A 12,488-nucleotide genomic window follows, 5' to 3' on the forward strand; every position below is an offset into this window, starting at 1 on the left:
ACATGCCGATCGAAATTCTCATGCCCGCCCTCTCGCCGACCATGGAAGAGGGTAATGTTTCCAAGTGGTTGAAGAAAGAGGGCGACAAGGTCGCGGCGGGTGACGCCATTGCCGAGATTGAGACCGACAAGGCAACGATGGAAGTCGAAGCCGTGGACGACGGCACGCTTGCCAAGATCGTGGTTCCTGCCGGCACCGAGGGGGTCAAAGTCAACACACTGATCGCTGTGCTGGCCGTCGATGGCGAAGACGTCGACGAGGCAGGCGAAGGTATCGGCGAGGAGGCCATTGAGTCGCAAGCGGAAGCGCCCGCGGCTGCTCCGCCCCCCGCGGCCGCTCCGCCCAAGAACGAAGCGGCAGCCCCTGTTGCCGCCTCGCCCAAGCCGGAAATTGCCGCCGATCCCGACGTCCCGGCCGGCACCGAAATGGTCTCGACCACGGTGCGCGAAGCCTTGCGCGATGCAATGGCGGAGGAAATGCGCCGCGACGGCGATGTCTTTGTCATGGGCGAGGAGGTTGCCGAGTACCAGGGCGCTTACAAGATCACGCAAGGCCTGTTGCAGGAATTCGGTCCGCGGCGCGTGGTCGACACGCCGATCACCGAGCACGGCTTTGCCGGCGTTGGTGTTGGCGCGGCGATGGCCGGCTTGAAGCCGATCGTCGAATTCATGACCTTCAACTTCGCCATGCAGGCGATCGACCAGATCATCAATTCTGCCGCCAAGACGCTCTACATGTCTGGCGGCCAGATGGGTGCCCCGATCGTCTTTCGCGGCCCGAACGGGGCGGCTGCCCGCGTCGCCGCGCAGCATTCGCAATGCTATGCCGCCTGGTACAGCCATATTCCCGGCTTGAAAGTGGTGATGCCTTATACCGCCGCCGACGCCAAGGGTCTGCTTAAGGCGGCGATCCGCGACCCGAACCCGGTCATCTTCCTCGAGAACGAAATCCTTTACGGCCACTCCTTCGACGTGCCGAAGATGGACGATTTCGTGCTGCCGATCGGCAAGGCGCGCATTCACAAATCCGGCAAGGACGTGACCATCGTCTCGTTCGGCATCGGCATGACCTACGCGATTAAGGCCGAGGCGGAGTTGCGTGGCATGGGCATCGATGCCGAGATAATCGACTTGCGCACCATCCGCCCGCTCGACTTCGACACGATCATCGCCTCGGTCAAAAAGACCAATCGCCTGGTGGTGGTCGAGGAAGGCTTTCCGCAGAACTCGGTCGGCGACCATATCGCCAATCAGGTCTCGCAGCGCGCCTTCGATTTCCTCGACGCACCGGTCATCACCATTGCCGGCAAGGACGTGCCGATGCCCTATGCAGCGAACCTCGAAAAGCTGGCGCTGCCCAATGTCGGCGAGGTCGTCGAGGCGGTCAAAGCCGTCACATATCGCTGAGCAGGGCGGAGGACAAAATGCCTATCAACATCACCATGCCGGCGCTGTCGCCCACAATGGAAGAGGGCAACCTTTCCAAGTGGCTGGTCAAGGAAGGCGACAAGGTCTCGCCGGGAGACGTGATTGCCGAGATCGAGACCGACAAGGCAACGATGGAAGTCGAAGCCGTCGACGAAGGCACGGTCGCCAAGCTGGTGGTTCCGGCGGGCACTGAAGGCGTCAAGGTCAATGCGCTGATCGCGGTGCTGGCGGCTGAGGGGGAGGATGCGGCGGCCGCCGCGAAAAGCGGTGACGGCGCTGCGCCGGCAAAGGCTGAGGCTCCGAAAGCGGACGCCTCCAAAGCTGAAACACCAAAGCCCGAAGCGCCGAAGCAGGAGCCTGCCGCACCTGCAGCTAAGGCGGAAGCGGCGCCGGCCGCCAACGGCCATGCAAACGGTGAGCGCATCTTCGCCTCGCCGCTGGCCCGGCGCATTGCCAGCGAAGCTGGTATAGATGTCGCGGCGCTGACCGGCTCCGGCCCTCACGGCCGCGTGGTAAAGGCCGACGTCGATGCCGCGATTTCCAGTGGCGGCGCCAAGGCGGCACCAGCAGCAAAAGCGGCGCCCGCCGGCGCTGCGGCACCTGCGACCGCAGCACCCAAGGCGATGCCGGACGAGCAGGTGCTCAAACTGTTTGCCGAAGGCTCCTACGAGCTGATCCCGCACGACAATATGCGCAAGACCATTGCGCGGCGGCTGGTCGAGGCCAAGACCACCATTCCGCATTTCTATCTGACGCTCGACTGCGAACTCGATGCACTTCTGGCCCTGCGCACACAGATCAATGCGGCCGCCCCGGTGAAGAAGACCGAGAAGGGCGAAACGCCGGCCTACAAGCTGTCGGTCAACGACATGGTCATCAAGGCTCTGGCCATGGCGCTGATGGCGGTTCCGGATGCCAATGCGTCGTGGACAGAAAACGCCATGATCAAGCACAAGCACGCCGATGTCGGCGTTGCCGTATCGATCCCCGGCGGCCTGATCACCCCGATCATCCGGCGTGCTGACGAAAAGACGATGTCCGTTATCTCCAACGAGATGAAGGACCTTGCCGGCCGCGCCCGCAGCCGCAAGCTCAAGCCGGAAGAATATCAGGGCGGCACCACGGCGGTGTCCAATCTCGGCATGTTCGGCGTCAAGGATTTTTCTGCCGTCATCAACCCGCCGCATGCGACGATCCTGGCGGTCGGCGCCGGCGAGCAACGCGCGGTGGTGAAGAACGGCGAGATTAAGATCGCAACAATCATGTCGGTGACGCTGTCGACCGATCACCGCGCAGTCGACGGTGCGCTCGGCGCCGAGCTGCTCGTCGCCTTCAAGCGCATGATCGAAAATCCGATGGGCATGCTGGTCTAAGCAGGGAACAGGGCGGTGCGGAAATTCTACACCAGCCTTTTCGCCTCCATCCAATCCGGCTCGTAAACGATTATCGTACATTGGCTGTTCGGGCGGTAGCGATTGCGGATAGGTCTTTGTTGGAGGGGGGAAAACGCATGAAAACGGTCCTCTGCTATGGCGATTCGCTGACCTGGGGCTATGACGCGGCAAGCCTCGGCCGGCACCCGCTGGAAGATCGCTGGCCGAGCGTGCTGCAGGCGGCATTGGGCAGCGGCGTCGAGGTCGTTGCCGAAGGCCTGAATGGCCGAACCACCGCCTTCGACGATCACTTGGCCGGGGCGGACCGCAATGGCGCAAGGCTGTTGCCAACAATCCTAACGACGCACGCACCGATCGACTTGATCATCATCATGCTCGGCGCCAACGATATGAAGCCGTGGATTCATGGTAATCCGGTCGCGGCCAAGCAAGGCATGCAACGCCTGATCGATATCGTGCGCGGTCACGATTACCCGTTCAATTGGCCGGCGCCGCAGATCCTGATCGTCGCGCCGCCCGTAGTCAGCCGCACGGAAAACGCCGAGTTCAAGGAAATGTTCGCCGGCGGCGATGACGCGTCAAAGCGGCTGGCGCCGCAATATTCCGCCCTTGCCGACGAGGCCGGCTGCGGCTTCTTCGATGCCGGCACGGTGGCCAAAACGACGCCGCTCGACGGCGTCCACCTCGACGCAGAAAACACCCGGAACGTCGGGCAAGCGCTGGCGCCGTTCGTGCGCCTTATGTTGGAATTGTGAAGGAGAAAGCCGTGGCTGAGAACTACGACGTCATCATCATCGGCTCCGGCCCCGGCGGCTATGTCACTGCAGTGCGTTCGGCGCAGCTTGGCTTCAAGACGGCGATCGTCGAGCGCGAGCACTTGGGCGGCATCTGCCTCAACTGGGGCTGCATTCCAACGAAAGCGTTGCTGCGCTCCGCCGAGATCATGCACCATTCGGATCATCTGAAGGACTACGGCCTGAAGAACGATGGCAAGATCAGCGTCGACACAGCCGCCGTCGTCGATCGGTCACGAAAGGTCTCGCTGCGGCTCAACGGCGGCGTCGGCTTCCTGATGAAGAAGAACAAGGTCGACGTCATCTGGGGCGAAGCCAAACTGACCAAACCTGGCGAGATCGTCGTGTCGAAATCGTCGAAGAAGCCGATGGAGCCGCAGCCGCCGGCGCCCAAGGGCGTCAAGGGCGAGGGCACCTATAGCGCCAAGCACATCATTCTGGCGACCGGCGCCAGGCCGCGCGCGCTGCCCGGCATCGAGCCTGACGGCAAGTTGATCTGGACCTATTTCGAGGCGATGGTGCCGAAAGAGATGCCAAAATCGCTGCTGGTGATGGGCTCGGGCGCCATCGGCATCGAGTTCGCCTCGTTCTACCGCACCATGGGCGCCGAGGTGACGGTGGTCGAACTGCTGCCAGCCGTGATGCCGGTCGAGGACGCCGAAGTGTCGAAGTTTGCGCAAAAGCAGTTCGAGAAGCAGGGCATGAAGATCATCCTCGAAGCCAAGGTAACCAAGGTCGAGAAGGGCGCCAGTTCGGTCACCGCGCATGTCGAGATGAAGGACGGCAAGGTCGAGAAGATCACCGCCGATCGTATGATCTCGGCCGTCGGCGTACAGGGTAACATCGAAAACCTCGGCCTCGAGACGCTCGGCGTGAAGACCGACCGCGGTTGCGTCGTCGTCGACGGCTACGGCAAGACCAACGTGCCGGGCATCTACGCCATCGGCGACGTTGCCGGACCGCCGATGCTCGCCCACAAGGCCGAGCATGAGGGCGTGGTCTGTGTGGAAAAGATCGCCAATTTCCCCGGCGTGCATGCCACCGACAAGCTGAAGATCCCGGGCTGCACCTATTGCAATCCGCAAGTCGCCTCGGTCGGACTGACGGAAGCCAAAGCGAAAGCCGACGGAAAGGACATCCGTGTCGGCCGCTTTCAGTTCGCGGCAAACGGCAAAGCGATTGCGCTCGGCGAGGACCAAGGCTTCGTCAAGACCATTTTCGACAAGAAGACCGGCCAGTTGCTGGGTGCCCACATGGTCGGCGCAGAAGTAACCGAACTGATCCAGGGCTTCGTCGTGGCGATGAATCTGGAGACCACCGAGGAAGAGCTGATGCACACGATCTTCCCGCACCCGACGCTGTCAGAGATGATGAAGGAGAGTGTACTCGACGCCTATGGTCGCGCACTGAATGCATGATAAATTAGTTGGGCGAGTCTCACAGGGAAGACACAAAGGAACTCGACGGCAGAGCAATTCGTTTCGCAGGCATCATCCATCATACAAGGAGAGGGCATATGGAAATGAACGGCGTGGGCTGGGTAGCAGCCATCATCATCGGTGGCCTGGCGGGATGGCTCGCCGAGATGGTCATGAAGAGCAATACCGGCATCCTCATGAACATCGTTCTCGGCATTGTCGGCGCAATCGTGTTGAACGCCATCTTGCAGGCCCTGAACATTGGCATCTTCGGCGTCGGCTGGATCGCCTATCTGATCACCGGCTTCATCGGCGCCTGCATTCTGATTGCGGTCGGACGACTGGTGCGCCGCTAACCTCTGTCGGCACTTGCTATGCGAAAAAGGCCACCGCGGCATGCGTGATCGCGGCCTTTTTCTTTTCGCCGAAAAGTCCTAGATGACGTGGGTAGAGCGAGCGCTGGACAAGCGCTTGCCAATGAGCCGGGTTTCACATGGTCACCGTCCTTGACACGATTGCCAATGCGCCGCGCCTGCGGCATCCCGAAAAGGCGCACAAGCCGGATCAGGACGTACTGCGCAAGCCTGACTGGATCCGCGTCAAGGCGCCGATGTCGAAAGGCTATGCCGAGACGCGCGAAATCGTGAAGTCTCACAAGCTGGTGACGGTTTGCGAAGAGGCGGGCTGCCCCAATATCGGCGAGTGCTGGGAGAAGAAGCACGCCACCTTCATGATCATGGGCGAGATCTGCACGCGGGCCTGCGCCTTTTGCAATGTCGCCACCGGCATCCCGACCGCACTCGATCCCGACGAGCCGGCGCGTGTCGCGCATGCGGTCAAGCAGATGGGCTTGAGCCATGTCGTCATTACCTCCGTCGATCGCGACGATCTCGCCGATGGCGGGGCCCAGCATTTTGCCGATGTCATCCGTGCGATCAGGGCAGCAACCCCGTCGACGACGATCGAAATCCTGACGCCCGATTTCCTGCGCAAGGACGGTGCGCTGGAGATTGTCGTGGCGGCCAAGCCGGATGTTTTCAACCATAATCTCGAGACCGTGCCGTCTAACTATCTGACGGTTCGGCCGGGCGCGCGCTATTTCCACTCGATCAGGCTCTTGCAGCGGGTCAAGGAGCTTGACCCCTCGATCTTCACCAAGTCTGGCATCATGGTTGGCCTTGGCGAGGAGCGGAACGAAATCCTGCAACTGATGGACGACCTGCGTTCGGCCAATGTCGACTTCATGACCATCGGCCAATATCTGCAGCCGTCGAAGAAACACCATCCGGTGATCCGCTTCGTCACGCCTGAGGAATTCAAGTCCTTCGAGACGATCGGCAAGACCAAGGGCTTCCTGCTGGTGGCGTCAAGCCCGCTGACGCGCTCGTCGCACCATGCCGGCGACGATTTCGCCAGACTACGCGCGGCGCGTGAAGCGTTTCTCAGGAAGTCCGCCTAACAAACTGGTTTCATGCCACAATTCGAAGCCCATCGCCGCGTCGCGCATACGCCGGAGCAGATGTTCGCCCTGGTCGCCGATGTCGAATCCTATCCGCAATTCCTGCCGCTTTGCGAGGCACTGACGGTTCGCTCACGCAAGGAACGCGACGGACGCACCTTGCTCATCGCCGACATGAGCATCGGCTACAAGGCGATCCGCGAGACCTTTACCACGCAGGTGCTGCTGAAGCCGGACGAGAACGCCATCGATGTCAAATACATTGACGGCCCTTTCAAATATCTGAGCAATGTCTGGCGCTTCGACCCGGCGGACGGCAGCGGTTGCAACGTCTGCTTCTTTATCGACTACGAGTTCAAGAGCCGCATTTTGGGTGCGTTGATGGGAACCATGTTCGACCGTGCCTTCCGCATGTTCTCCGAGGCGTTCGAGAAAAGGGCCGAAATCATCTACGGCGCGCCATCGGCAGCCTGATCCGCAGCGAGCGCGCGCAGACCCAGCTCAAGCGCATGCCGGACCGTCTCCCGGCGGATGAAATCACGGCCCTTGTCGGCGAAAAGCTGGCATTCGCTGACTACCGGCCGGCCAGCCACGGCGACGCCGAACCAGACCAGGCCGACAGGTTTTTCCGCCGAGCCGCCGGCCGGACCGGCGATGCCAGTTACCGCCAGTGCAAGCCCGGCCGGCGAATGGGCCAAGGCTCCGGCCGCCATCTCCACTGCGGTCTCGCGCGAGACCGCGCCGTGCGCCTCGAGCGTAGCGGCCGAGACGCCGAGCATCTCGGTCTTGGCCTGGTTGGAATAGGTGATGAAGCCGCGATCGACCACCGCGGAAGAACCGGCGATGTCGGTCAGGGCGGCGATGATCATGCCGCCGGTGCAGCTCTCGGCCGTCGCCAGCGTGATGCCGCGCTGCTGGCAGGCCTGAAGCAGGGCATCTGCGAGATCGCTATTGCTCACTCGGGGACATTCCCTGGAAACACGACGCTGGCGGTCGCGATGGCCGCTATGCCTTCCTCACGGCCGACGAAGCCGAGCTTCTCATTGGTTGTCGCCTTGATCGAAATGCGATCCAGCGAAATTCGCAGGATTGCGGAAAGCGCTTCGGTCATGGCCTCGCGATGCGGGCCGACGCGCGGCGCCTCGCAGATCAGGGTGATATCGACGTTGGCGATGCGCCCGCCGCGCGCGCGCACCAGCTTGGCCGCGTGTTCGACGAAGATGCGTGAAGCGGCCCCTTTCCACTGTGGGTCGGAGGGCGGGAAATGCGTGCCGATGTCACCGGCGCCGCAGGTGGCGAGCAGGGCGTCGGTCAAGGCGTGGAGACCGACATCGGCATCCGAATGGCCGGACAATTTCCTGTCGTGTGGAATGGCGACGCCGCACAGGGTGACATGGTCGCCGGGCTCGAACGCATGGACGTCATAGCCATTGCCCGTTCGGATGTCGGGAAAACGTGGGGCGCTAGAAAGCCGCTGATCCGCCATTGCAATATCCCGTGCCCAGGTCAGTTTGACGTTGTCCGGCGAGCCGGGAACGATCTTCACCGGAATATGCGCCCATTCGGCGATTGCCGCATCGTCGGTGAAATCCGCTTTGCCCAGATGATGAGCCTTTTCGTGCGCAGCCAGGATCGGCCAGAACGGAAAGCCTTGCGGTGTCTGTGCGGCATGAAGCCCAGCCCTGGACACGGTTTCGCCGATCATGCCTTCGGCCGTTTCGCGCTTGAGCGTATCGGCAACCGGCAAAGCAGGCAGTGCCCCCTGGCGCTCGCCAATGGCGGCGATCGTGCGGTCTATCAGTTCCGCATCGACAAACGGCCGGGCCGCATCATGGATCAGGACCCGGCCCGGCGCATTGCTTCTCAACGCCAGCAGTCCAAGGCGGACGGACTCCTGCCGTGACGTACCGCCGGTCACAGCGACGACACGGTCGGCGTTCGCACCGGCCGCACGGCGGAAAAGCGCGCCGTCGTCGGCATGGATAGCAACGACGACAGGTCCAATCTTCGGATGCATCAGAAAGGCACCGAGCGTGCGTGCAATAACGGCGCCGCCGCCAATTTGCTGGTACTGCTTCGGCCCATTGGCCTGTCCGGCGCGCGCGCCGCGGCCGGCAGCAACGATGACCACGGCGACCTTGTCGTCCGCAGCTTGCTTTTCGCTCACATCTCTCATGCCGAGACGCTTAACGCATGATCCCGAAAAGTGGTATCGCTTTTGAAAGACCCAGGATTGATGCGGTGCGGCGATCCGTTTTTTCCCAAATGCGCCTTAATGTCACGACATTGCGCGTTGCACATTGCCGTCGTTCTGGCTAGAGAATGTGCAGCAACCGAAGGTGCTTGGTTTTTGTGCATGCCTGATGTGACCAAATTGGCTTCGCCGCTAGATGTGGGTGGCGTGAGAATCCGCAATCGCGTGTTTCTCGCGCCGATGTCGGGCATTACCGACGAACCGTTCCGGCAACGCGCGCATGCGCATGGGGCCGGGCTGGTCGTATCGGAAATGGTGGCGAGCGGTGAGCTTGCAAAGGGCAGGGCTGGTTCCGGCCTGCGCATCCGTCATTCCGGGCTGCCTGTCCACATGGTCCAGCTTGCCGGCCACGAGGCAATGCACATGGCCGAAGGCGCGCGAATCGCGGTCGGCGAAGGCGCCGACATCATCGACATCAACATGGGCTGTCCGGCCAAAAAGGTGACGGGCGGCTATGCCGGTTCGGCACTGATGCGAGACCTCGACCACGCGTTGTCGCTGATCGAAGCGGTAGTCGGCGCGATCGCGGTGCCAGTCACGGTCAAGATGCGGCTCGGGTGGGACGAAGGCGCGCTCAACGCGCCGATGCTGGCGCGACGCGCCGAGCAGGCCGGGGTGAAGATGGTGACGGTGCACGGCCGCACGCGTTGCCAGTTCTATCAGGGCAAGGCCGACTGGCGTGCCATCGCACGCGTCAAGCAGGCGGTCTCGATCCCGGTCGTTGCCAATGGCGATGTCGGCTCGCCGGCAGAGGCCGCGTCGATCCTCGAGCAGTCTGGCGCCGACGCGGTGATGGCCGGCCGCGCGCACTATGGCGCGCCGTGGACGGCCGGCAGCATTGTAGCGGCCGCGCTGGCCGAGCCGGTATCCAGCATGCCGGAAAGCCCGCAAGCGCTGGCCGACTACGTCATTGCCCATTACGAAGACATGCTGGCGCTCTATGGCGTGGAAAGCGGAGTGCGCCAGGCGCGCAAGCATCTCGGCTGGTATCTCGACCGCCACGCCGGCGGCACAAGCGACGACCGGCGCAAGACCATACTCACGTCTTTCGAGCCTGGGCGTGTCATTGCGTTGCTGCGCGACATGTTTTCAACCGCTCCCGAAGCGGCGAACCTGCGGAGTGCGGCATGAACGCCACCGTCACACAGAGCACGGATATGGCGGACGCCGCGCATATTGTGCTCAACACCATTCGCCGGCCGGTAATCATGGTCGATCCGCAAGGTTTCATCACCTTCGCCAATGCCGATGCCGAGGATTTTTTCCGGTCGAGCGCCACGATGCTCGCCCGCAACACGCTGCACAAGCTCATTCCTTTCGGCAGCCCGCTGCTGACGCTTGTCGACCAGGTGCGCGAGCGCCGGGCGCCGGTCAACGAATACCGGGTCGACGTGTCGTCGCCACGCCTCGGCATCGAGAAGGTGGTCGACCTCTACGTCGCACCAGTGACGGAATTTCCAGGCTCGGTCGTGGTGATGTTCCAGGAACGCTCAATGGCCGACAAGATCGACCGGCAGATGACGCATCGCGGTGCGGCACGCTCGGTCACCGGCCTCGCCGCGATGCTTGCCCATGAGATCAAGAACCCGCTGTCCGGCATTCGTGGTGCTGCGCAGTTGCTAGAGCTGTCGGCGTCCGACGAGGATCGCGCACTGACCAGGCTGATCACCGACGAGACCGACCGCATTGTCTCGCTGGTCGACCGCATGGAGGTGTTTTCCGACGAGCGGCCGATCGACCGCTACCCCGTCAACATCCATGTCGTGCTCGACCATGTCAAGGCAATCGCCAAGAACGGTTTTGCCAAGCGAATCAAGATATTGGAGGACTATGATCCATCATTGCCTCCGGTTTTTGCCAATCGCGACCAGCTCATCCAGGTGTTTCTCAATCTGGTAAAAAATGCCGCCGAGGCGATCGGCAGTGATCCGCAGGGCGAGATCATGCTATCGACCGCCTTCCGTCCGGGCATCCGTGTTTCCGTACCCGGGACCCAGGACCGCGTATCGCTGCCATTGGAATTCTGCGTGCGTGACAACGGTTCGGGTGTTTCCGAAGACATCCTGCCGATCCTCTTCGATCCTTTCATCACCACCAAGCCGAACGGCTCCGGTCTCGGTCTGGCGCTGGTCGCAAAGATCGTCGGCGAGCATGGCGGCATCATTGAATGCGAATCGATCCCGCGCGGCACCACTTTCCGCATCCTGATGCCGGCGTGGAAAGAAACCCAGTTTGGCACCGACGACGACGGTGAAGGAGACCGCAAATGACCGTTCGCGGCAATATTCTCGTCGCCGACGACGATGCGGCCATCCGCACTGTCCTCAACCAGGCGCTTTCGCGCGTCGGCCACGACGTGCGTGTCACCTCCAACGCTTCGACGCTGTGGCGCTGGGTTGCGGCGGGCGAGGGCGATCTGGTTATCACCGACGTTGTCATGCCTGACGAGAACGCCTTCGACATGCTGCCGCGCATCAAGAAGGCGCGACCGGAACTGCCGGTCATCGTCATGAGTGCGCAGAACACGTTCATGACAGCAATTCGTGCCTCCGAAACCGGGGCCTACGAGTATCTGCCGAAACCGTTCGACCTGACCGAGCTGCTCAACATCGTCAACCGCGCTCTTTCCGAGCCGCGGCGGCCGAAGATCGATACGCGGGCCGACGAGCCGCCGGAAACGATGCCGCTGGTCGGCCGCTCGGCTGCCATGCAGGACATCTACCGCATGCTGGCGCGCATGATGCAGACCGACCTGACGGTCATGATCAGCGGAGAGTCGGGTACCGGCAAGGAACTGGTGGCGCGCGCGCTGCATGAGTACGGCCGCCGCCGAGGCGGTCCGTTCGTCGCTATCAACATGGCGGCGATCCCGCGCGACCTGATCGAATCGGAGTTGTTCGGGCACGAGAAGGGCGCCTTTACCGGCGCGCAGAACCGCTCCACCGGCCGTTTCGAGCAGGCCGAAGGCGGCACGCTCTTCCTCGACGAGATCGGTGATATGCCGATGGAAGCGCAGACACGGCTGCTGCGTGTGTTGCAGCAGGGCGAATACACCACGGTCGGCGGCCGCACGCCAATCAAGACCGACGTGCGCATCGTCGCTGCCACCAACAAGGACCTGCGCACACTGATCAATCAGGGGCTTTTCCGCGAGGACCTGTTCTACCGCTTGAACGTTGTGCCGCTCAGGTTGCCGGCGCTGCGCGAGCGGTCGGAAGACATTCCGGACCTCGTCCGCCACTTCTTCAAGCTCGGCGTCAGTGAAGGCTTGCAGACCAAGCGCATTTCCACCGGCGGCATCGAGCTGATGAAGCGCTACCCATGGCCCGGCAATGTGCGCGAACTCGAAAACCTCATCCGCAGGCTGGCCGCACTGTATTCGCAGGACGAGATTTCCGCCGAGATCATCGAGGCGGAGTTGAAGACCGGCGAAAGGCCTGTCGTTCCAGGTGGCGGCAACCTCATTCCCGATGACCTTTCCATCGGCCAGGCAGTGGAGCATTTCCTGCAACGCTATTTTGCCTCGTTTGCCGGCGACCTGCCCCCGGCCGGGCTCTATCAGCGAATCCTCTCCGAGGTCGAATATCCGCTGGTCCTCGCCTCGATGACCGCAACGCGCGGTAACCAGATCAAGGCTGCCGAATTGCTGGGGCTCAACCGCAACACGCTGCGCAAGAAGATTCGCGAACTCGGCGTCAACGTCTACAAATCGTCCAGGCAGGTCTAGACGAATCCCTTTACG

At 62.2% G+C, this 12,488-nt stretch carries 12 protein-coding genes; 10 read left to right on the plus strand and 2 right to left on the minus strand.

Translation table 11 applies throughout. The features are described 5' to 3' along the window. The first annotated feature begins 2 nt into the window (after positions 1-2). The 7 genes from NKH80_RS10690 (at position 3) to NKH80_RS10720 (ending at position 6,966) form a co-directional block, all read left to right on the plus strand. Positions 3-1,406, plus strand: a complete 1,404-nt coding sequence (locus NKH80_RS10690; protein ID WP_352991453.1) for a pyruvate dehydrogenase complex E1 component subunit beta — start codon at positions 3-5, stop codon at positions 1,404-1,406. Positions 1,407-1,423: 17 nt separating this feature from the next. Beyond that, a complete protein-coding gene (locus NKH80_RS10695) occupies positions 1,424-2,800 on the plus strand; it encodes a pyruvate dehydrogenase complex dihydrolipoamide acetyltransferase (protein WP_352507417.1) in 1,377 nt (458 codons plus the stop codon). Positions 2,801-2,937: 137 nt separating this feature from the next. Continuing rightward, the gene (locus tag NKH80_RS10700) at positions 2,938-3,576 is read left to right on the plus strand and encodes an SGNH/GDSL hydrolase family protein (RefSeq protein ID WP_254817192.1); all 639 of its coding nucleotides are present in this window, start codon (positions 2,938-2,940) and stop codon (positions 3,574-3,576) included. A gap of 11 nt (positions 3,577-3,587) precedes the next feature. Further along, positions 3,588-5,033: a dihydrolipoyl dehydrogenase gene (gene lpdA, locus NKH80_RS10705; RefSeq protein WP_352991456.1), complete on the plus strand. Its 1,446-nt coding sequence runs from the start codon at positions 3,588-3,590 to the stop codon at positions 5,031-5,033. A gap of 98 nt (positions 5,034-5,131) precedes the next feature. Next, the gene (locus NKH80_RS10710) at positions 5,132-5,389 is read left to right on the plus strand and encodes a GlsB/YeaQ/YmgE family stress response membrane protein (RefSeq protein WP_023675081.1); all 258 of its coding nucleotides are present in this window, start codon (positions 5,132-5,134) and stop codon (positions 5,387-5,389) included. Positions 5,390-5,526: 137 nt separating this feature from the next. Next, positions 5,527-6,492, plus strand: a complete 966-nt coding sequence (gene lipA / locus NKH80_RS10715) for a lipoyl synthase (RefSeq protein ID WP_254817194.1) — start codon at positions 5,527-5,529, stop codon at positions 6,490-6,492. A 12-nt stretch (positions 6,493-6,504) separates the two neighbouring features. Continuing rightward, positions 6,505-6,966, plus strand: a complete 462-nt coding sequence (locus tag NKH80_RS10720) for a type II toxin-antitoxin system RatA family toxin (RefSeq protein ID WP_254817195.1) — start codon at positions 6,505-6,507, stop codon at positions 6,964-6,966. On the opposite strand, the gene NKH80_RS10725 is transcribed toward NKH80_RS10720, so the two are convergent. Further along, positions 6,942-7,451: a CinA family protein gene (locus NKH80_RS10725; RefSeq protein ID WP_254817196.1), complete on the minus strand. Its 510-nt coding sequence runs from the start codon at positions 7,449-7,451 to the stop codon at positions 6,942-6,944. The two genes, NKH80_RS10720 and NKH80_RS10725, sit on opposite strands and share 25 nt — an antisense overlap. Then, positions 7,448-8,668, minus strand: a complete 1,221-nt coding sequence (locus NKH80_RS10730; protein ID WP_352991461.1) for a bifunctional 2-C-methyl-D-erythritol 4-phosphate cytidylyltransferase/2-C-methyl-D-erythritol 2,4-cyclodiphosphate synthase — start codon at positions 8,666-8,668, stop codon at positions 7,448-7,450. Before NKH80_RS10730 ends, NKH80_RS10725 begins: the two co-directional genes overlap by 4 nt. A 180-nt stretch (positions 8,669-8,848) precedes the next feature. Here NKH80_RS10730 and dusB point away from each other — a divergent pair, with 180 nt between their 5' ends. From dusB to ntrC, 3 genes are read left to right on the plus strand one after another with little or no spacing between them, the layout of a single operon-like run. Beyond that, positions 8,849-9,877, plus strand: coding sequence for a tRNA dihydrouridine synthase DusB (gene dusB, locus NKH80_RS10735; RefSeq protein WP_352991464.1), 1,029 nt, complete (start codon positions 8,849-8,851; stop codon positions 9,875-9,877). Beyond that, complete coding sequence (locus NKH80_RS10740) at positions 9,874-11,016, plus strand: two-component system sensor histidine kinase NtrB (protein ID WP_352991467.1); 1,143 nt, start codon at positions 9,874-9,876, stop codon at positions 11,014-11,016. Before dusB ends, NKH80_RS10740 begins: the two co-directional genes overlap by 4 nt. Further along, the gene (ntrC, locus tag NKH80_RS10745) at positions 11,013-12,473 is read left to right on the plus strand and encodes a nitrogen regulation protein NR(I) (RefSeq protein ID WP_254817199.1); all 1,461 of its coding nucleotides are present in this window, start codon (positions 11,013-11,015) and stop codon (positions 12,471-12,473) included. The genes NKH80_RS10740 and ntrC overlap by 4 nt, the downstream gene beginning before the upstream one ends. The last annotated feature ends 15 nt before the right edge of the window (positions 12,474-12,488 follow it).

The sequence above is a fragment of the Mesorhizobium sp. M0904 genome, assembly GCF_040319475.1.
GTDB lineage: Bacteria > Pseudomonadota > Alphaproteobacteria > Rhizobiales > Rhizobiaceae > Mesorhizobium.

Excerpts from the sequence above, each read along its gene's own strand:
- NKH80_RS10690 (WP_352991453.1), top strand. The coding sequence starts at position 3 with ATGCCGATCGAAATTCTCATGCCCGCCCTCTCGCCGACCATGGAAGAG.
- NKH80_RS10695 (WP_352507417.1), top strand. The coding sequence starts at position 1,424 with ATGCCTATCAACATCACCATGCCGGCGCTGTCGCCCACAATGGAAGAG.
- NKH80_RS10700 (WP_254817192.1), top strand. The coding sequence starts at position 2,938 with ATGAAAACGGTCCTCTGCTATGGCGATTCGCTGACCTGGGGCTATGAC.
- NKH80_RS10710 (WP_023675081.1), top strand. The coding sequence starts at position 5,132 with ATGGAAATGAACGGCGTGGGCTGGGTAGCAGCCATCATCATCGGTGGC.
- lipA (WP_254817194.1), top strand. The coding sequence starts at position 5,527 with ATGGTCACCGTCCTTGACACGATTGCCAATGCGCCGCGCCTGCGGCAT.
- NKH80_RS10720 (WP_254817195.1), top strand. The coding sequence starts at position 6,505 with ATGCCACAATTCGAAGCCCATCGCCGCGTCGCGCATACGCCGGAGCAG.
- NKH80_RS10730 (WP_352991461.1), bottom strand. The coding sequence starts at position 8,668 with ATGAGAGATGTGAGCGAAAAGCAAGCTGCGGACGACAAGGTCGCCGTG.
- dusB (WP_352991464.1), top strand. The coding sequence starts at position 8,849 with ATGCCTGATGTGACCAAATTGGCTTCGCCGCTAGATGTGGGTGGCGTG.
- NKH80_RS10740 (WP_352991467.1), top strand. The coding sequence starts at position 9,874 with ATGAACGCCACCGTCACACAGAGCACGGATATGGCGGACGCCGCGCAT.
- ntrC (WP_254817199.1), top strand. The coding sequence starts at position 11,013 with ATGACCGTTCGCGGCAATATTCTCGTCGCCGACGACGATGCGGCCATC.